Origin of the sequence: Mesorhizobium sp. B264B1B (assembly GCF_020165765.1) — a bacterium.
GTDB lineage: Bacteria > Pseudomonadota > Alphaproteobacteria > Rhizobiales > Rhizobiaceae > Mesorhizobium.
Genome location: NZ_JAIUIS010000011.1, coordinates 171,956 through 191,547, shown reverse-complemented (window position 1 = coordinate 191,547; position 19,592 = coordinate 171,956). Strand labels below are relative to the sequence as shown.

The 19,592-nt window shown below is 60.8% G+C and carries 20 protein-coding genes; 8 read left to right on the top strand and 12 right to left on the bottom strand.

Features of this window, described 5'->3' with window-relative positions:
• Positions 1-48 precede the first annotated feature (48 nt).
• The 4 genes from LB547_RS22430 to LB547_RS22415 form a co-directional block, all read right to left on the bottom strand.
• Positions 49-471, bottom strand: a complete 423-nt coding sequence (locus LB547_RS22430; protein WP_140499492.1) for a hypothetical protein — start codon at positions 469-471, stop codon at positions 49-51.
• A gap of 138 nt (positions 472-609) precedes the next feature.
• Positions 610-1,002 carry a hypothetical protein gene (locus tag LB547_RS22425; RefSeq protein ID WP_140555438.1) on the bottom strand — a complete coding sequence of 131 codons (393 nt, stop codon included), beginning with the start codon at positions 1,000-1,002 and terminating at the stop codon, positions 610-612.
• A 790-nt stretch (positions 1,003-1,792) separates the two neighbouring features.
• The gene (locus LB547_RS22420; protein ID WP_140499496.1) at positions 1,793-3,229 is read right to left on the bottom strand and encodes a GH39 family glycosyl hydrolase; all 1,437 of its coding nucleotides are present in this window, start codon (positions 3,227-3,229) and stop codon (positions 1,793-1,795) included.
• Positions 3,230-3,340: 111 nt separating this feature from the next.
• Entirely contained in the window at positions 3,341-4,150 is an 810-nt protein-coding gene (locus tag LB547_RS22415; protein ID WP_140523363.1) for an SDR family oxidoreductase, read from the bottom strand.
• 675 nt (positions 4,151-4,825) lie between these two features.
• On the opposite strand from LB547_RS22415, the gene LB547_RS22410 reads away from it, so the two are divergent.
• From LB547_RS22410 to LB547_RS22385, 6 genes are all read left to right on the top strand, one after another.
• Complete coding sequence (locus LB547_RS22410; RefSeq protein WP_210239474.1) at positions 4,826-6,094, top strand: ABC transporter substrate-binding protein; 1,269 nt, start codon at positions 4,826-4,828, stop codon at positions 6,092-6,094.
• Between the two features lie 160 nt (positions 6,095-6,254).
• Positions 6,255-7,127: a branched-chain amino acid ABC transporter permease gene (locus tag LB547_RS22405; protein ID WP_140499499.1), complete on the top strand. Its 873-nt coding sequence runs from the start codon at positions 6,255-6,257 to the stop codon at positions 7,125-7,127.
• An 8-nt stretch (positions 7,128-7,135) separates the two neighbouring features.
• Positions 7,136-8,122 (top strand): branched-chain amino acid ABC transporter permease, encoded by a 987-nt coding sequence (locus LB547_RS22400; protein ID WP_140523360.1) that lies wholly within the window; start codon positions 7,136-7,138, stop codon positions 8,120-8,122.
• A 2-nt stretch (positions 8,123-8,124) separates the two neighbouring features.
• Positions 8,125-8,865, top strand: coding sequence for an ABC transporter ATP-binding protein (locus LB547_RS22395; RefSeq protein WP_224656199.1), 741 nt, complete (start codon positions 8,125-8,127; stop codon positions 8,863-8,865).
• Positions 8,862-9,578, top strand: a complete 717-nt coding sequence (locus LB547_RS22390) for an ABC transporter ATP-binding protein (protein ID WP_140523358.1) — start codon at positions 8,862-8,864, stop codon at positions 9,576-9,578. Before LB547_RS22395 ends, LB547_RS22390 begins: the two co-directional genes overlap by 4 nt.
• Before the next feature lie 809 nt (positions 9,579-10,387).
• Positions 10,388-10,813 carry a hypothetical protein gene (locus tag LB547_RS22385; protein ID WP_140523354.1) on the top strand — a complete coding sequence of 142 codons (426 nt, stop codon included), beginning with the start codon at positions 10,388-10,390 and terminating at the stop codon, positions 10,811-10,813.
• A 465-nt stretch (positions 10,814-11,278) separates the two neighbouring features.
• Here the strand turns inward: LB547_RS22385 and LB547_RS22380 are convergent, their stop codons facing one another.
• The 4 genes from LB547_RS22380 to LB547_RS22365 form a co-directional block, all read right to left on the bottom strand.
• Positions 11,279-11,500 carry a hypothetical protein gene (locus LB547_RS22380; protein ID WP_140499509.1) on the bottom strand — a complete coding sequence of 74 codons (222 nt, stop codon included), beginning with the start codon at positions 11,498-11,500 and terminating at the stop codon, positions 11,279-11,281.
• 850 nt (positions 11,501-12,350) lie between these two features.
• Positions 12,351-12,992 carry a hypothetical protein gene (locus LB547_RS22375; RefSeq protein ID WP_224656192.1) on the bottom strand — a complete coding sequence of 214 codons (642 nt, stop codon included), beginning with the start codon at positions 12,990-12,992 and terminating at the stop codon, positions 12,351-12,353.
• Positions 12,993-13,122: 130 nt separating this feature from the next.
• A complete protein-coding gene (locus LB547_RS22370) occupies positions 13,123-13,656 on the bottom strand; it encodes a sigma-70 family RNA polymerase sigma factor (protein ID WP_140499513.1) in 534 nt (177 codons plus the stop codon).
• Positions 13,657-14,359: 703 nt separating this feature from the next.
• On the bottom strand, positions 14,360-14,602 hold the full coding sequence (locus LB547_RS22365) for a hypothetical protein (protein ID WP_411908964.1): 243 nt from the start codon (positions 14,600-14,602) through the stop codon (positions 14,360-14,362).
• A 924-nt stretch (positions 14,603-15,526) separates the two neighbouring features.
• Here LB547_RS22365 and LB547_RS22360 point away from each other — a divergent pair.
• Positions 15,527-15,736 (top strand): hypothetical protein, encoded by a 210-nt coding sequence (locus LB547_RS22360; protein WP_140523352.1) that lies wholly within the window; start codon positions 15,527-15,529, stop codon positions 15,734-15,736.
• Between the two features lie 15 nt (positions 15,737-15,751).
• Entirely contained in the window at positions 15,752-16,072 is a 321-nt protein-coding gene (locus LB547_RS22355; protein WP_140499517.1) for a hypothetical protein, read from the top strand.
• A 252-nt stretch (positions 16,073-16,324) separates the two neighbouring features.
• Here the strand turns inward: LB547_RS22355 and LB547_RS22345 are convergent, their stop codons facing one another.
• The 4 genes from LB547_RS22345 to LB547_RS22330 all read right to left on the bottom strand — a co-directional run bounded on the left by LB547_RS22345 (position 16,325) and on the right by LB547_RS22330 (position 19,592).
• Entirely contained in the window at positions 16,325-16,570 is a 246-nt protein-coding gene (locus tag LB547_RS22345) for a DUF982 domain-containing protein (protein WP_140499519.1), read from the bottom strand.
• A 143-nt stretch (positions 16,571-16,713) separates the two neighbouring features.
• Positions 16,714-18,168: an aldehyde dehydrogenase family protein gene (locus LB547_RS22340; protein ID WP_140523349.1), complete on the bottom strand. Its 1,455-nt coding sequence runs from the start codon at positions 18,166-18,168 to the stop codon at positions 16,714-16,716.
• The gene (locus LB547_RS22335; protein ID WP_224646634.1) at positions 18,165-18,356 is read right to left on the bottom strand and encodes a hypothetical protein; all 192 of its coding nucleotides are present in this window, start codon (positions 18,354-18,356) and stop codon (positions 18,165-18,167) included. Before LB547_RS22335 ends, LB547_RS22340 begins: the two co-directional genes overlap by 4 nt.
• Positions 18,357-18,413: 57 nt before the next feature.
• On the bottom strand, positions 18,414-19,592 hold the full coding sequence (locus tag LB547_RS22330) for an alanine racemase (protein WP_140499523.1): 1,179 nt from the start codon (positions 19,590-19,592) through the stop codon (positions 18,414-18,416).

Genomic DNA, 19,592 nt, shown 5'->3' with positions numbered 1-19,592 from the left:
CTTGCGCCGCAGATCGTCGATCTCTGCTTCATGTCTTGGCCGACGCGTTCATTTGCCCTGGCGTTGCCTATTCCACGCCTTGCTCCGACTCAACGCCGATTGCGTCGCCGTCACATAGACCGCACCATGATCCCAATTGTTCGTCTTGTGGGGAGCTTTGACGATGGCCTCTCGGTTATCCCTGTCTTTGTCCTTGCGGGCGCAGGTCTCGGTATATCGGGCGTGAACAGGTGTGAGGCCTGTCGCGTCCGCCAGATCCACTTGGGTAATCGGGAATTCAAAATTCTCGTCAACAATGTCGCCGAAAGCCCGCATGCGCACGAAAATTTCATATATCAGAAATCCAATGCGCGAAAAGGCGTCGCGCCTTCCCTCATCGATAATGCGTTCGCGCAACAGCCCTTCATCCTGAAGCGTGTTCCACCAGAAGGCGAGCGCGATACTAGGGCGGTCGAGAAGCAGTTCCTTCATGCGGGTGCCTGAGATCGGCAAGGCCGGCGTTAAGGGGCACGCAGTGACGAAGCAGGACCTGAAGTTCAGCCAGCGAGATTCGCCGAACAACTTTTCGCGACGAGAGAGGGGGCTGGCAACCCTCCACGGCGGCAGTGCCTACTTGCGGATGATCCAGTTTATCAAGGCGGGTTCGATCTGTTTGCGGTCGGTAAATTCCACGATCAGGCTTGTAGCCAGATCGCGCCATTTGTCTTCCGGCACTTTGGTTTCCAAAACCAGTTTTTTGAACACTTCGCGCAGAATGTCGCAATCAAATGCGGAGATGTCGCTCGGTGCCTTTGCCGCCTGCCCGATAAATTCGGAGCACGATCCCGGCTGGCGATCTTTCTGCTGCTCATGAAGGCGCTTCAAGAGTTGGCGCGAGGCTTCGACGGCCTTCCGGGAAAAGCTCAGGCTCCGGTGAAGTTCGTCAATCTCCAGTCCGGTACGCCGAACACTCAACCGCGCAGCCTCGACCAGCATTCGAGTGGTATCTGTTTGCGTGGCCATCATCGCCATTCCTCCCCAGCGATGTTTGTCCAATCTAGGCACATTTGATGGGTCACTTCAATGCCGACGCCGGCGGAATTCTTGGGTGCCGGCCTGTAGGATCTTAAGGACCAGCCGTTCTTCGTCAGCCATGTCGCTTGGCAGTCAGCCATTCAGAGCGGGGCCGATTGTATGGACGGGCAGCATGATCACCATCGAGCCTGTCGTTTGGGCTACAACGGCTTGCCGAAAACAAGGAACACTCACCAAAACCGCTGCGAACACAAATCATGTACCAGGCTGCCGGCCAAGCCACCATATTAGTACCCGCCACATGAAGCGGGTACTCAATCGACCGGCGATGAAGGGACTGGTGATCGGCGGTCGCCTTACTAATGTGACCTCGCCTGCGTTGTTTCACGCTTCAGACCTTTGCGCTTCGGAATCAGACTTTGGTCGGGTTTGGGCGGTCCGATTCAAACCACCTGGCAAGGCGCGCCAGATGTCGACCCCAGGCGGTCACGAGCGATGCCACAGCTATCGCGATTCTGGCGACCTAAAGGCGCCAATCCCCACAAGTTTCCGACGACAAGGCTATCACGTTACGAAAATCCCCGTTCAGCCCGAACCCGAACGGGGCGTGCATATTTGCTGCCACGCCAACCTGGCAATGGATTTGAATGGCAAGCCAAACCATACCGAGGACGGTCAGCGTGCGCGAGACGCCGTCCTGAATTCATGCAAGCCAGAGAAGTGGTCAGCGTCGTGAAGCGGCCGGCCTAGCGTACGTCTCCGAAAGCGGGCCTCGGCTTTACGTGTTCGCCAGACGAATGGCGGCGACCGATAGCGGCGGCAGCGCAATTTTGAGGACCAAGCTACCGGCCTCGCTCTTGCTCGCGACCGGCTCGCTGCGAAGCTCCGAAAGATGTTTGAGTCTATCCACGGTCGGCGCGTCGAGATATTCGGGTTTGCCCATTTCTTCCCAGCGGCGCTTGGCGTTGGCGTGCTCGGCGTCGATGCGTTGCACGCAAGCCGTGGTCGCAGTCGACGCGGCTTTCAGCGTGAACAACACCTCCTCGGTCTTGATCGGATGGCGCGGCAGGGCGAAATTCGTCAGTATCAGCGTAGACGCGCCGTCGCCGCGGACGAACCAGGCGTCGACCGTCTCGTGAGCGCCCTCGACCGGCAGCATCTCGGTGCCAGCGCCATGCAGCAATTGAAAGGCACGATAGGCCGGCTTGGCGATGCCGTGGATGTTCAACAGTCCGAACCCGCCCTGGAAGGGCAGCGAGGGAAAATAATTCTCCTCGAAAATATCGGAGAAGGTCCAGTAGCTGTATCCCTCAACCAGTCCGTTCGCTTCCAGAACGGTCTTGACGATGAACGCGGCGGCATAAGGGTCGTCATGCAAGGGATCGCGCGGGTTCGAGGAGGTGCACCATTCGGTATAATAGAGGGGCACGTCGCCCGCTTGCTTGCGCGCGCCTCGCGCCTCGTCGCGCAGGGCGCTGCGTTTGCTGGCGGCGAGCTGCGCTTCGGTGTCGTCGCCTGGTTGGCCGAAATCGTCCGTCGGGTAATGGTGCGTGCTGACGAAATCGGCGGGCAGGTCGCCGGTCCGGCAGAAATTCAGGAAATCCTCGATCCACGCGTTATCGGCCGTCGCCGGACCGCCGACCCGCAACAGCTTATCGACGCCTTTGATGGCTTCGGCGGTATAGCGATAAAGCTCGAAATAGTCGCTTTGCTTGCCGCTGCCGAAGGCGGTCAGGTTCGGCTCGTTCCAGACCTCGAAGAACCATTGGCGCACCTCGTCCAGGCCGTAGCGGCCCACCCAGTGGCTCACCAGTTTGCGGATTAGCACCGCCCATTGCGCGTAGTCCTTCGGCGGCGTGACATTGGCGCGGTAGTGAAAGGCGGTCTTGTCGCCGGACGCCAGGGCGACGGGCATGAAGCTCAATTCGACGAACGGCCTCATACCGATCGAGCGCAGATAATCGAAGATGAGATCGGCGTTGAAGAACGAATAGAACAATGTGTTGCCCTCGCCGATCAGCGTGCCCATCTCGTCGCACAATATGCCGTGGAAGCGGACATAGCGCATGCCGAGCTCATCATGCGTCCGCTTCAGTTGCGCCTGCCAGTCTGCGCGCAGGCCGAGCGTGGCGTGCCCACTGCCGATCGTGTGTTCCCAGAAATGCGGCAGTTCCGTCGCCAGTCCGTTCAGGTCACATGAAAATGTCGCCGTCATGTAAGCCGCTCCTATCCGCCACACGACGCGCGTTGGCGATGATTGTCAGTGTGGGATTGACCACCGCGATCGAGGGAAGAAGCTCGCATCGCCGACCGCCGTCCATTCCGATCAGCCGTTGGTCGAAAAGCCAGGAAAGAGCGTCATGCCGCCATCGACGAAAAGCGTGGTACCGACAACGTAGTCGGAATCGTCGGACGCCAGCCAGACGGCTGCCCGCGCGATGTCTTCCGGCAGGCCGATCCGCCCATACGGAATCAGCGTCAGCAGGCCCTTGAGCGCTTCGGGCGTATCCCAGGCGGAGGTATTGATGGGCGTGCGTATCGCACCGGGCGCGATGGCGTTGACGCGGATGCGTCTGGGGGCCAGCTCCTGCGCCATGCTTTCCATGAGCAGCTTGATGCCGCCCTTGGAGGTGGCGTAGTTCGCATGGCCTGCCCACGGGATTTCCTGGTGCACCGAACTCATGCAGATGATCTTGCCGGCCGCGCACGAGACGGACGGCACCACGCCGCGCCGCAGGAACTCGCGTGTCGCAGCCTGGGCGCAAAGGAACTGGCCGGTCAGATTGACGCCGAGAACGTTAGTCCAGGTCGCCAAAGGCATGTCAGCAAACGCCGAGTCGCGTTGCAGGCCGGCATTGGCGACAAGGATGTCGATGGTGCCGAACTCGCGCATCGTGCGCTCGAACATGTCTCGAACCTGGTCTTCCATCGAGACATCGGCCATGTGGGCGATCGCCTTGCTGCCGGCCCGATGGATCTGGTCCACGACGGCGTTCGCGGCGTTCTCGTTTTCGACATAGTTCACCACCACGTCGGCGCCCGCCCGGCCAAGCGCAACGGCAACGCTCTCGCCGATGCCTGAATTAGCCCCCGTTACGATGGCTTTCTGCCGCGCCAGAGGCTTGTGATCGGACATGGAGAACTCATTCGAAAAGAAGCTCGCCTGGAACTAAAATTATCGCCACTGCCAGGTCAGCCGGCTCCCATGAAACGCAACCGCGGACCAAAAGGTCCGGCTGGCGCCATTACAATGCGGTAACGCGCAGGAACATGAATGTGATCGCGGCTTGCGAACCAATCCAACGCTCCAATGTAAGACTGAGTCGGGAGCGCGCCGAGCGCGCACTTCAGCCGGAGCCCGAAGAAAGCATCCGACGCCCGCTATCCTCGCCACGTTCCCTGTGCGCTGCCTGTTGGGCGTGTTGTTTCTGTCTTTCAGCGCGCCGGACAAGGTGCTGAAGTTCAAGCGGGCGATCGATCAGACGGCGAAACTTGTCTTGGCATCGACCATTCGGCGACCGCCGTTTCCAGCAGCGCCGGGAGCGTCACGCTCTACGAGAACCTCGGCCTGTCGTGCCAGCCCGTTCCTTCAGCCTGGGCGCCACCCCGTTTGCTCGGTGTGAACCGTCCTTCTCATCCTCAACCCTCCTGTAGCTCCCGCAAAGCTCTCCGTCTTTTCGATCCAGCGAAGACCGCTCGGACCCAAAGCCGCCTCGTGAGGCAATCTTCCTGGCCGCACAACCGCGTCTTGTGGTATGAACAAGAACATCATCGGTTTCCAATCTGACAGTCGGACAAAGGGAGTTGAATGATGTCCATCAAAAGCAAAGTTTCTCGCCGCCGGTTCCTCGGCGGCAGCGCCGTCGCCTTGGCGGCCGGCACGTTGGGGATACCGTTCGTGCGAACGGCACGCGCGCAGGTGGCGACCTTCAAGGCCGGTGTCATCACCTCGCTGTCGGGCGAGAACATACTCGGTGGCAACCTGACCAAGCGCGGTTACGATCTCTGGGCAGAGGCCATAAACGCCAAGGGCGGCGTCGAGGTCGCCGGCCAGCGTTTCAAGGTCGACATGTTCTACGGTGACGACCAGAGCAACCCGGCGACGGGAGCCGATGCCGCCGAGCGCCTGATCGTGCAGAACGAGGTTGATGTGCTGTTCGGCCCCTACACCAGCGGCTCGACCATCGCCGTGCAGCCGATCTGCCAGAAGTACCAGGTGCCAATGATTTCCGGCTCCGCGGAATCGCCAAACGTCTGGAAGGCCAAGCCGGAATTCAACTTCGGCATCATCCCGGCCGTCGACACCACCGCAGGCAAGTCGCTGGCCGTACTGGCGAAACTGTCCAACCCAGCGGCCAAGACGATTGCAGTGATTGGTGTCAACGAGCCCTTCTCGAAGGAAACCGGCGAAGGTTTTCGCGACGGGGCCAAGGAAGCCGGACTGGAACTCGTCGCCTACGAATTGGTACCGGCCTCGGGCGACCTGACCCCGGTCATCTCCAAGATCGCAGCGCTCAACCCCGACATCGTCGCCGTCGGCGGCCATGAGGAGCCGCTGATCAACGTCGTCAAGACCTCGAAGTCGCTCAACTTCCGGCCCAAGGCGCTGATAATGCACTATGGCGTCACCGACCCGGCCTTTGCCCAGGCGCTTGCCGCTGACGCCGACGGCACCTGCGGCGTCTCCGTGTGGCTGCCATCGGTGCCGTACAAGGACGACGTCTTCGGCACCGCAAGGCAGTTTGCCGAGATGGCGCAAAAGAAGTCTGGACACGAGCCCGACTATACCGAAGCGGCCTGCGCGGCCAGCGGACTCGTTTTCGGCGATGCCGTCAAGCGGCTTGGCAAGAAGCCGGCGCTCACGCCCGAAGACAGGGTGGCTCTGAAGGACGCGATAGCCGCCACCGACATCCAGACCTTCTATGGGCCGATCAAGTTCGAGAAGGAAGGCAACCACTACCACGACAACGTCCAGCCGGTGCCGGTGCTGATCCAGATTCAGGGTGGCAAGACCGTGGCGGTGGGGCCGAAGGAAGCCGCGGCAGCAGACCTCACCTACCCGCTGCCGGCCTGGAAATAGGCGGTTTTGGACAGGGTGTGGGCGGCCTCGTCGCCATCACTCTGCCAGGCGGAACCACGGTTGCGCGTGCGCGGAAAATGACGGACCATGCCGTTGAGCGCGCTCGCCTCGCCATGGCATTCCCGCTCTTTCGCTTGCCTACTGAGGGACGGTTTGCACCTTGGATCTTTTCCTACAGACCTTGCTGAACGGCCTTCTGATCGGCGGCGTCATCGCCACCTTTACGATCGGATTCCAGCTCGCTTTCGGCGTGCTGCACGTCATCGATTTCGCCGTGGGCGGCTGGGTCGTACTGGGTGGCTATCTCGGCTACTACATGGCCGCTGGACTGGGCGTCGACGGATTCCTTGCGATCCCGGTCGCCTTCGTGCTGTTCGGCGCCATCGGCTATCTGATCGGGCCGATCCTCTACAATGTCCGCAACAGCCGCACGGCGCGGCCGGAATTGATGGCGCTGGCGCTGACCTTCGGATTGTTCACGCTGCTGCGCGGCGGCATGCTGACCGCGTGGGGCTTCAATACCCACAGCGTTCCGACGGCCTTGAGCGGCGAGAGCCTCGCCGTCGGCCCGTTGACGGTGCCGCTGATCCGCGTGGCGGCGGCGGTGTTCGCGGTCGCCATCGCCAGCGGACTGTTCATATTCCTCTACCGCACCCGCTATGGATTGGCGATCCGAGCGACGGCCGAAAACCGGCAGAACGCGGCGCTGATGGGCGTCGACATCCGCCGCCTAAGCGCCAATGTTTACGGACTCTATGCAGGCATCACTGCCATGGCCGGTGTGTTGATGGGTGCAATTTTTTCAGTCAATCCGGAGGTCGGCCTGCGCTATACGCTGTTCGCATTCTTCGTGGCTGTGCTTGCCGGCTTAGGCTCCGTCGGCGGTGCCCTTGTCGCCGCGCTGCTGCTCGGCGTCATCGAAGCCTTCGTTGCGACCTATGTCGGGTCGAGCTATTCACTGTTGGCGATATTCGCCACGCTGTTCCTCGTCCTGCTCGTATCCCCGCGCGGGATCCTGCGGCACGGCTTGTGAGACCGGACATGAACCCACGCTGGGCCGGCGTCCTCCTGCTGATCGCGGTGATCGGCGTGTTGGCGCTGCTGCCGATGCTGGTCAACAACTATTGGCTGCGTATCGCCACCGGCGCACTGATGTGGGCGGGGCTGGCCTGCTCTTGGAACATACTTGGCGGCTATGCCGGCTACATCAATTTCGGCCATTCGGCCTTTTTCGGGCTCGGCGCCTACGTCACCGCGCTGCTGATGGGCGACAAGCTCGCCTGGCCCTTCTTCGCCACCGTCCCCGCCGGTATGGTTGTGACAGCGCTGTTTGCCATCATAATCGGAGCGCCGACGCTGCGCCTGCGTGGCGCTTATTTCGCCATAGCCACCTGGGCCTTCGCCGAGGTGCTTATCCAGTTCGCCTCGGTGATGGACTTCACCGGCGGCATCGGCGGAATTGGACTGCCGCCGTTTCTCGATGAGCGCTTCTTCTACTTCGCCATGTTCGCCGCAGCGGCGCTGACCTACCTAATCACCTGGGCGCTGTTCGAGCGCTCACGTTTTGGGCTGAAGGTCAAGGCGCTGCGCGACCACGAACTGGCGGCCGAGGCAATGGGCATCAACACTTCGCTGGTCAAGCTGCAGACCTTTGTGCTCAGCGCCGTCACCGCCTCCGTGTTCGGCGCGATCTTCGCCTACTGGGTCACCTTTATCAATCCGAAGAGCGTCTTCGGCGGCGACATCACCGACCAGATGGTGGTCATGGTGCTGCTGGGCGGGCTGGGCAGCCTGTGGGGGCCGGCACTGGGCGGCGTGGGGCTGTTCGTCGTCAACCGGCTGATCTGGATGTATTGGGGCGACACCGCCTTCTATATCGCCATATTGGGCGCGGCCATCGTGCTGGTGGTGCTGTTCATGCCGAACGGCATCGCCGGCCTGTTTTCGAAGCGCGCCGGCAACTCCGGCGCCGTGCTGGAAAAGGCGGTCGACAAGCTTGTCGGCGGTGACCAGGGAGAGCCCAATTGAGCGTGGCCGACGACCGAACGGCTGGCGGCGGCGACCCTATCCTCGTCGTGCGCGAACTTTACCGCCATTTCGGCGGCATCAAAGCCGTCAACGGTGTCTCCCTGGACGTCGCTCGGCACGAGATCGCCGGCCTGATCGGGCCTAATGGGTCGGGCAAGTCGACACTGTTCAGCCTGGTATCGGGCGCGGTCACCCCTGATCGCGGCCAGATCCGCTTCGACGGTCACGAGATCGGCGGCCGAAAGACTCACGTTATCGCGCGGCTGGGGCTTGCCCGCACCTTCCAGATTCCGGCCATGTTCGACAATATGACCGTCATAGAAAACCTACTGGCAGCAGCGGCCGAGGGCCATTGGCAGGGCGCGCGTGAACGGGCGGCCGAAACACTGGCGCTGCTGAAGCTGGACCATGTCGCCGACAATCGCGCCTCCGACGTTTCGGGCGGCCAGCAGAAACTGCTGGAGTTCGGGCGCGTCATCATGCGCCAGGCCTCGCTCATTCTGCTCGACGAGGTGACGGCGGGCGTGCATCCAAATATCCGGAACATTATCGTCGAGGCCATCGCGCGGCTGCGCAAGCGCGGCGTCACCTTCCTGATCATCGAGCACGACATGGAGATTGTGCGCAATGTGTGCGACCGCATCATCGTGATGGACGCAGGCCGTGTCGTGGCTAGCGGCTCGTTCGACGACATTGTTCGCGACTCGGAAGTCATGCAGACCTATCTGGGGCGGCCGCAATGAGCGCCACGCTCACGGCAGAAAACATCGTCACCGGCTATGGCAAGCAGGAGATCGTCCACGGTGTCTCGCTTAATGCGGAGGCTGGCAAGATCACCTGCATCTTCGGACCGAACGGGTGTGGCAAGTCGACCTTGCTCAAGGCCATTGCCGGCGCGCTGCCGGTGTGGAGCGGCAGGGCGAGCCTGGGCGATACAACGCTCTCCAACCTTGCCGTTCATGAGATAGTGCGCGAAGGGCTCGTGCTGATGCCCCAGGGCGGCGGCGTGTTCCCACGCCTGACGGTGATGGAAAATTTGCGTATGGGTGGCTACGCCATCGCGGACCGCCGGTTAGTCGAGCAGCGCATCGAGGCGCTGATCGAGCAATATCCCTCTTTGGCGCGGCGGCGGCGCACCGCGGCCGGTTCGCTTTCAGGCGGCGAGCAGGCAATGCTTGCGCTGGCGCGAGCGCTGGTCTCGCAACCTCGCTTCATTCTACTCGACGAACCTTCCGCTGGATTATCGCCGGCCATGGTCATTGAGACGCTCGAACGCGTTACCACCCTCACCTCGCGTGGCATCGGCATCGTGATGGTGGAGCAGAACATCCGCGAGGCCATGCCCATTGCAGACAAACTTTACATCTTGGCGGCCGGCGAAAGGCGCTTCGAGGGAAGGCCTCAGGACGTGCACGACGACCGGCAGATCATGGACATCTATATGGGCGGAGCGTGAGATTTGCAGTTCTGCTCTTGCGGTCGGGGATTGCTATTTCCTGACCTGCCACTGCACTGTGATCCAGTGGCGATTAGAGCCTTTGGCCCTTTCTGTTACCCCTCGCGGAACCGGTTGCTCAATCCGCGCCACACCCGCTGAAGAAGCGGCCAATCGAATGAGATGGAGAAGCAGGAGCCGTAGCGCGCCGAACTGATCGATCAGATGCCCGCAGACCAGCAAAAAAAGATGATGGTTATGGACGTTGCCGGATATCCAACTGATCTGCCACTGGACGACTGCGGTGGGACTGCAATCCGATCGTCAGCTTCCAGGCAAGGAGTTGCTGAGCAGCCATTCACCTCCCGTTGATTGCCGACGTAGTTGACCGGGCTGTTTGCGGGGCCTCAATCCTATGAGGGCGCCGTTTGCGCCATGTCGTCAGCTCCGGCTATTGGCGACGGAGCCTACCGCGACTTCACATAATCGAGACTAGCTTGGAATAGTTTGGCGGCAGGCTCGGTATATGCAGCATCGAGGTGAAGTTTGTCCGCTCTTGCCGTTTTGGGAAATTTCCGGATGCTCAAGCACGTCGTCTCAGGCGCCAGAGTGCGGGAGATGGGTGAGGACGATAGAGGATCGGCGCCCACGTGCTCGCGCCCGAAAGTGCTGCCAATCGGACCCTGCATCCCCCTGCCCTGTTTCCTGAACTGGATCGATCTTGCCGGGGAGCATTGTCCTGCCGATGATCGCTCGAATTCCGGCCACTGTCGGCCCACGGCTGCGGAAATCACCCCGAAACGAAGAGCGTATCTCAAAAGGAGGAAACTATGACAACCGATCGAACACTGTCGCAACGCTTCGACGAATACCAACCTTCCAAGACACTTTGGTTTTGGTCGCTAGTGGGTGCTGCTGTATTGACGATGATCGTCGGCTTCACCGCCGGTGGCTGGACGACGGCAGGGACGGCATCGGAAATGGCGAATACATCCGCTATCAAGGCCAAGGCTGAACTGGCGGCCAATCTTTGTGTGGAAAAATTCATCACTGCGTCCAACGCGAGCGACAACCTGGCCAAGCTGAAGGATACGTCTTCCTACCAGAGAGACAGCTTCATCAGCGATGGCGGGTGGGTCAAACTGGCCGGCATGAAGAAGGATGTGCCAGGCGCCGCAGATCTATGTGCGGACAAATTGGCAGCGATGGACACAATCCCGGCGAACAGCGTAGCTCAGGACAACACCAAGAGCTGATTGCCGATCTTGGACTTTCGCCAGGCAGCGCTATGTCGCGCGACCGTCGCAATGGAGGCGCGACCATGTATGAAGCGTGGCTTCAAGGGCCGGTGCCGGTGGCCACCAGCATATCTGGGGAGACAGCAGCTTTCCAATCAGGCAGGCACCAACGGTGAAACCAGTTCGGCGCAACCAGGAACCGAATTGATCCCAGCATTCCGATCCCCGATCGCAGTTTGGGCAAGATCTCACAGACGCAAGATCTCACAGACGAATGCAGGACCAGCTCGCCACAGCGCGGCCGAAGGATCGTTATGCGTGAAGGGGAATTTCAGCCAGCCCACGCCGAACCTGATTTCAGGTCCATCGACAATCCAGATCGAGGCCACGGGCTTGAGGACGTTGATCGGCTCGTAGAAGTCCAGACTGTGCCGGCCTTGACGTGCCTGTGCGGCATGGCTTGCCTCAGCCAGGGATGATGAACTACTCCGGGATGTCCGAGGGAAAGCGCAGGCTTTTGCGCATCGCCAGCCATTCTCGAAGCGCAAGGCGAATGACCTCCAACCGATCGAGGCTCATCTCGGCGGCGACTTCCGAAATTGCCGTTTCAGTGCGCACATCAAAGGCTATCGTCGAAGCACGTAGCATGGCCGCGGCCTGAAGATCGGTGTGCCGCCTGGCCGTATCCTTCTTCCCAGCAGTCAAGGCCCTTCTCGCGATCATCCGTTGGCGTTTTGGCTGTTTTCCGCGCCGCCGTAGTCCCGGAGCGCAACAATCCAATTGTCTCTTATCGTCACCAGAACGAGGCGAGATCCGTGCGGGTAGTACCTGGGCAGAGCCGCTGCTTGATGCGCCAGGAGGGTCCCGTTCAGCCCACACCGTTCACCGCCGAGCAGCCAGTTCTGGCGCTCGCTGTCTCGCAGAACGGCGATGTACTCTCCGTCACCGGGATACCCTATGAGACCAATTTCCTCGTACTCTTCCAATCTGCGCATGGTGATCGTCACGATATCAAGAATAGGACCCTGGGATGGAACTCATTGCGCCAAGATGCAAACGGCCCGACACCACCCCAGCCTGGTGCCGGGCCGTCAGGAAGTGCCCGCGCGGTCGCACTTCCTTGGACATCAGCCTGTGTCATCAAAGTGGTCGGTTAGGAGGGTCTCGTTTGCGCAAGCAACCAGCGGAATCGTGGAACCCTGTTGCCTAGCTTGCGACAACCACAGTGAACGGTTTTCCTGCGACAGCCCTTTCATTGCAGAGCGCGCGGCGGAAGTGATCTCGAAACCTCCGCAAGACGCACATTGGAATTCGATCTTGCGAAGAGTGACGTCGGCCTCGAGCGCCGTGCCGGTGCAGACAGGGCACGTGGCGGGAAAATACCGCCTTTCGAATGACAGGACGTTCATTGCTCTGTCTTTGCTATCGGCGCGCTGGCCGTCGCCGACCGATCAAAGCAAGTCCAACCTGTACCTTTCCAACTGATCACGAACGGTACGGAGTTCCATAGACCAATTGCTGAGCGCATATGTTTCCCTCTGCCATTGCCAACCTTTTAGCCCCTGATCTTCGCAGAGACGTTTCTTCGCGTTGCCACTTCGATTTGCTTTGCTTCCACCTCAAGCCGGTCCGGCGCGGCCGAGCCCATCAGGGCGTAGGCTGTGCCTCCCGATTGCCAATAGACTGTCGGGACGCGACCGTCGGTCGCTGTGGTCGGCGAAACGGCGTCCTCGCCGTTCATCGGAGCCGCGACAAGTGTGATCCGACCGACGCTTGGTGTGTCGGCCGTCACGACCAGGCTTTGCTGTCCGTTCCAAGGCTGTACTTGGACATCCTTCACAACCCATACCGATGGAAGGGTCGGCATGCTGACGTTGACGGCGCCAACCAGTCGCTCGATCTTGTCCTGCTTCGGCTCGGTGCCCGTCTCCGGACCTGCATTCAGTTGTGCCACCCGCAAGGCATCTCGGGCGGCCAGGATGAAGGTCTCATCGGCTGTCTTGCCTCCCTGGCGAAGCGGCACGGTCAGCGAGTTGGCCGACCACCCGATCGCAACCAGCGCGACGGCCGCGACTTGAAGTCTGAGCAATGTGAACATCTTCCTGCGGCGAAACGCCCTCTCCAGCTGCCTGGCTTTCTTCAGGCTCACGCTGGGCGGAAACAACCGCCGGGGTTGGGACTTGCGCAACGCTTCCATGCGCTGCGCGTGGGCAAAAACCTCTGCCGCCTGTTCCGGATCGCGGGCAAGCCTGGCTTCCAGCTCGGATCTCTGCGACGGCGACAGCTCGCCATCCAGCAAGCGGCCGATATCCTCTTGCGAAACACGATTATCGGGCCACATAACGCCCTCCCACGACCTTCAAATGAGGGGAAGCTCCATCGTCCAAATTTTCCATGTTGTGCTTCAAGGCAGCGCGAGCTCGGCTAAGCCGGGACATCACGGTTCCTGGCGGCACTCCAAGCAGTTCGGCCGCTTCGGAGTAGGTAAAGCCCAGCACTCCAACCAGATGGAGTATTTCGGCCTGATCGGCCGGCATTCGCGCGAGCGCCCTTCCGACTTTGGAGAGCTCGGCGCAATGTTCTTGCGATGGCGGCCACGCAGTGTCGGACATGTCCGCGATGGACGCCAAGCGTCGTCGGTCGGCATTGGCCTGGCTAGCGCCGGTCAAAAAAGTGTTCCGAACGATCCGTATCAGCCAGGGAAGCAGCGGTCTGGAGGTGTCATAGCCGCCCGCCATCGACAGCGCACGGGCGAGGGCCTCCTGCACCAGATCGTCGGCGTCGGAATCGTTGCCTGTGAGCACCCGGCCGTAGCGCCAAAGATCCTCCAGATGCGGTATGACGTCGATCGTCGTTTTCATCCCGTCTCATACTGCGTTAGCCCGAGCGCCATTTCCAACTCGGACTCATCGTCTGCCGGCCGAAAACCCGAGGATCGGCCCAGCGGTCAGGGACAGGGACAGGCAACCGCTGGGCCGATGGGAGCGTGCTCCTCCCGCCTGCAAGCTGCGAGAGGCAAGCCACCCTCCAGCACTCGCTACCGCTCCCTGTATCATCGTGACGATCGGTTTACGCGCCACGCATTTCCGTTCACGCTCGTTCTTGGGCCATCTACTGAGCTGTGCCCGATATTATTCCATTCCAATCGATCTTTTTGCCGCCCTTTGCGAAGCACCGTGGAATAAGATCCCTTGTTCGTCGGTATCTTCGGGTACTCGTCTAACCGCGTGTCCCTTACGAGGATGGTCATGCAACTTGGCGAGTTCACAGCAAACACCTTCGCCGCAGTCTTGGCGCTATGCGCTCTCGTCATCGTGTTTCTGGTAGCGGGAAGACCGCTCTTCCCGAGGCGTCAGGCGCGAATGGTTATCATTCTGCCTGCCGACTCGGATACCACAGCCGCAAGCCATTGCCGTGGGCGAGACGGGCTGCGGAAGCTGGGAGTATCGCTGCGAAGCTTCCGGCGCTCCAACTTCGGAAAGAGTACGTTGTTCGCGTCAAAGAAAAAGACCGACAAGGCCCCGAAGCGCAAAAACTGGGCAGGCGGTAAGTTCCGCGAGTTGGCTAACGGCCAAGCGGCTGCTTCGAGAGCAAAACCAACTCCGCCTCGTCGACCACACCTGCCATGTAATTCGCGATAATTCGGGAGGCAATGAACTCGCGCTCATCCGGCGATGGGTTGCCTAGCTTAAGGTTGTGGAAAACCCGCCCAAGCAGTGCCAACTCAGATGCGTCGAAAATACCGGCCTCCGCCGCCTTTTGTTGAATTGGCATGATTTTCTCCCGGGAATCCAACACCGAAAACATGCAGCAAGACCTCCGGCCGTGCAAGACCTTCAAGGGCAGCGATCCTGGCCGAGATCACAATGGCCAGCGCTGGTTTTTCAGGAAACTTGCTTCGCGCCCAAAGAACTCCAGTCGGTACCAATGAGCTTGACCGCGCGGTTCTCGTTCCGGGATGCCGACCTCTCAAGCCAGCCGCCGAGCAAGCAACTGCATGCCCTCGTCATCTTCGGGTCCGCCGCCGTGCTCTCTCATCGGAACCTCCTTTAGTCTCCGGACTTGCCGGAAGCGGCTTCGTTTCGCTGGGTGACTGAAGAGCCCGCCGGCGGGAGCCAGCGGGGCCCCTCGATGGACTGCGAGTTCCTGCATCGAGGGCCACATGGCGCCATGCAGGAAGAGCTCGGCATCCTGGTTGCCTTCAGCAGGTAGAGCTATGCCTTAAAGGGACGAGGCGGCCTCAGAGTTCCGCGTCGTTCGATGGCCGAAGGGGAAGAGGAAGCAAAGAAAGAGCACTCCTCCGCGGCCAGGGCTATGATCATCCCATCGATTCTCTCAACCGTTTCTCTGCTCACTTGATCATGCCCATGAAGGCACTGACGCGCACGCTTCAGGTGTCGGCGTGCGGCCCGCGCTTCCGTCTTCCATCCCTGTCAGGCAGAGCCCAAAAAAAGGGATTTATTCCTCGTCTAGTCATTTCACTCTTGACAGTTTTGTTCCATTTTTGTTCACTGTCCACGACATTAGGAGGCGTTCAGGTGGATTGCGTTGTGTCACTCGACAGCCGGCAAGAGGCTGCCCTTCAAGCCACCGTCGACAGGTTCGTTGCCGTACACAAGGGCGACGTTGATGAAGGCCCTCAAGGAAATGATCGTTCTCAACGGTTACCTTCAGGACCGCCTTGACGCGCGCTCGGCACCCCGCAGAGCAACCCGTTAGGAAAATACTGCAATGGGCACGATGCACCTAGACGCCGAAACCAAAGCCGAACTACACGCGGAGGCGGAGAAGCTCATCGCCCGCTACGAAACGCCCCTTGAGACCGTAAAGGCGCTCATGGCTTACAACTGCGAGCTTGAGACACAGATCCTCGCCCTCGCTCACAGGCATCCGGGGCTCGTGGCGATCAGCTTCGATCCTACGCCGCCTGTGCTGGGGTGAGACAGACAACCCTCAATGCATGACCTTATCGCTTTCATTGAGAGTAACTCTGCGCTGGTAGCGGCCAACCCGGCAGCCTTTGCCACGTTTGCCGTGCTGTTTGGAGGCGGCGGCTTCGCTGTTGGACGGTATTTGCTGACTGAGCGTATCGCCAATCTGGAAAGCCGAATTGCCAGACGCGACGAGGAAATAGCGGACCTTAAGTCAAAGCACACAGCGCCAGAGCAAGGCGGCCTATCGGTGCCTCTATTCGAGATGACCGAGGTTCTGCCCCCTCCACCGCTCAACGTCCACCGGCTCTTGCTCCAGCCCAAAGAGGACCCCCATCTCAGATAACCTGATGCCGCAACATAAAGCCCCGAAGCTAATCGTCGTCACCGCCTTTGGCCGCGATGAGACTGGCGACCTCCGGCCTGTCTTCGGACCAGCCGACTGGAGATCGGGCGATATGGACCGCAAGGACTTGGCGGGGAACCATGCCGGCGTCATTGCGAGGTCGCGTGAAGCCAACCCGGTACTGCGCGAATACGGGAGCCGACGACGCTGTTTGTGGGTGGCGACGTGCCAGACATGGAGTAAGCTATAGTCTCAACCGCTGGCAAGCAGCTTGCCTCCCTCCTCAGCAGCGGCAATGAACGCCTGGCGGACATCCTCAGGTGTCATGTCGCCAGCCAAACAGGACAGGCAGGCGCGTACCGCAAGGTCCCATTTGGGGCCGCGATCGTTCCACCCCATGAGCTCCCGAGCTGCACCCTCGACGTTGTTGCAGCTATACGTCATGCCAGGCTTGCCAGTCCTGATAGAGACCGGGGGATTGAACCAATGGAGGCTCATAAAGGCTCTCTGAGGTCGAACAGGACGAACTGGCCGCGAAACTTGGCTTCGTTCATGATGATCTCGACCAATTCACCGTCGGTCTCTTGTACTCTTGGCATGAATGGCTCCGACGGCGCGCCTCTGCGCCGGGCAAAGATCGCCTAGAAATAGCCGAGGATGGATTTGACCTCCAGATATTCCAGCATGCCCTCGATCCCATATTCGCGTCCGTTTCCGGACTGCTTGAAACCGCCAAACGGCGCGTGCGGATCCCAGGCCGGGTAGTTGAGATGCACCTGACCGGAGCGAATGCGCGATGCGACGTCTCTGACGGCGTCCATATCATTGCCCTGCACATGGGCTCCCAGACCATAGACCGTGTCATTGGCAATGCTGACGGCCTCATCAACTGTGTCGTAGGGGATGATGCAGAGAACTGGACCGAAAACCTCTTCCTGTGCAATGCGCATGTTAGTGCGCACGGCCGAAAAGATCGTCGGCTTCACATAGAGGCCGACGTTCAGATCGTGTGCACGACCAGGTCCGCCGATGACGACCTTGGCGCCTTCCGATATGCCGACGCCGATCATGGTTTGGATGCGGTCGAATTGGGCACGATTGGCGATCGCACCGTGAGTGGTGGCTTCGCAAAGAGGATCGCCAATGACGATCTGGGCCGCGACCCTCTTGGCGATTGCCTCAATCTCGGTGAGCAGCGGACGTGGCACGATCATGCGTGTCGGAGCGCTGCATGACTGGCCGAGATTGCGGAAGGCGGCGGCTATGCCCAGGGAAACGGCGCGGTCGAGATCGGCGTCCGGCAGGATCACGTTGGGCGACTTGCCGCCGAGCTCCTGCGCGACACGCTTGACCGTCGGCGCTGCCGCCTGGGCCACCGCAATGCCCGCGCGGGTGGACCCGGTAATGGAGATCATGTCGACATCGGGATGGGAGGCGAGACAAGCACCTACGCCCGGACCATCACCCTGCACGAGGTTGAAAACGCCGGCAGGGAAGCCGGCTTCCTCGATCGCCTCGGCGAACAGCAGAGCGTCCAGGGGAGAAAGCTCGCTCGGCTTCAACACGACCGTGCAGCCTGCCGCGAGCGCGGGCGAAACCTTGGCGGTGATCTGGTAAAGGGGCCAATTCCATGGCGTGATCAAGGCGCAGACACCGATCGGTTCGTGGGTGACGGCGGTTTGGCCCCGCTGCTTGACGAAGGGAAAGGCTGTCACCACATCGCGAGCGACCTTGATATGCGCGATCGCCAGCGGCACCTGGGCGGTGCGCGCATATCCAATCGCCGCGCCCATTTCGAGGGTGAGGCATTGCGCAAGCAGTTCACTGCGCGCCTCGACCAGCGCCTGCAGGCGGTCGAGCAGACCGGCACGATATTCCGGCGTGGTCCGGCTCCAGGCGGCGAATGCCCGGCGGGCCGTTGCAACGGCCGCATCCACGTCCAAGCTGTTTCCGAGCGGAAACCGAGCCACAACCTCTTCGGTGGAGGGGTTCACCACCAAGCCCTTGGCGGTGCCGCGTGGCTCGGCCCATCGACCGTCGATGAAGAACTTGTCCAGGTGGCCGTTGCGCGACAGATGTTCGAGGGGCGGGATCACGCGACAAGATCCTTAATACGGGAATAGGCACCCAGAACCGGCAGGAACCAGGGGCGCCCGAAATAGCCGGGTATCGCTGGCCATTCGAAATCCTTCCAGAGGTTCAGGTCGGGGCGCCCATCCATGACATCAGTCATGGTGCTGCCTATCAGCGTCGACTTATCCAACCAGTAAGAGGCAAATTTCATTTTCTTGACCGCCAGTGCTGATTAGAGTGGGCTCGTCCGAGGCGTGTGTTCGCGCGTCTACCAGCCGCGCATCCGCTCCCAACGCGTTTCAATCTTGGGGCTGTCCCCGTTGACGACGCTGTAGAAGTCATGCTGGGCAGCCATCGCGCACGCATGGTTGGGCAGGATCCGGACCCGAGACCCGAGCGGCAGTTCGGGCATGGATTTCCCGGAACCGGCACGAATGGAGAGGATACCGTGTTCCTGGCTGGCCTGGGCCACAATCACATCTTCAAGCACGCGCCCCTTTTCGTCGCAGACCACGCCGTAACCCTGGTCGATCTGCTGGTTTGCGGTTCCCCGGTCGCGCGATAGCGCCATCCACCCAGCGTCAACCAGCACCCATCCATTTTCCGGCTTGGAGCCGATAACGGTGGCTAAAACGGAAATTGCGAGATCGTCGCGGTCGCAGACGCCAACCCCATGCTGGACGAGATCGAAGAACATGTAGACGCCGGCGCGCAGCTCCGTGACACCCTCCAGGTTCTGGGCGAAATGCGCTGTCGGCGTCGAGCCGACGCTGACGACCGGACAGGCGTGGCCATAAGCGCGCAGGATTTCAGCGGCGCGCACGGCGGCTGAACGCTCGTTCTCCGCTGCCTTGACCAGCGCATTGGGTGTGTTCAAGCCGTAGGATTCGCCCGCGTGAGCGAGAACGCCGACGAGCTTGGCACCGGCAGCGACAACCCTGTTGGCCACGTCGAGCAATCTTGGGTCGTCCTGCCTCAAGCCACCGCGATGGTAGTCGCAGTCCAGTTCGATGAGGACCGAGGGCGTCATGCCGGTGGCTTCGCGCACTCGGGCCAGGGCGTCGGCCTGGTCCACGCAATCGAGAAGCAGCTTCACATCGGCGCCGGTACGGCGACAAAGCTCCATGGCGCGCCTTGCCGAAGCCGGCGAGATGCCGACGGCATAGGTGATGTCGCGAAAGCCGTGGTCCGCGAAATACGCCGCCTCGGCGACGGTCGAGACCGTGATGGGACCGGGTCCCTGTGGAAACACGTCGCAAGCGACGTCGATGCTCTTGGCCGTCTTCATGTGCGGACGCAGCACCACGCCGAGCTTCTTGGCGCGTTCAGCGAGGCGTTGAATGTTGCGTCCGAGCCGTCCGCGGTCCAGCAGCAGGGTCGGCGTCACAAGGGCGTCGATACTCTTCGCCGTCGCGCTCCCTGATAGATTTGCCGCCCTATTGTCCAT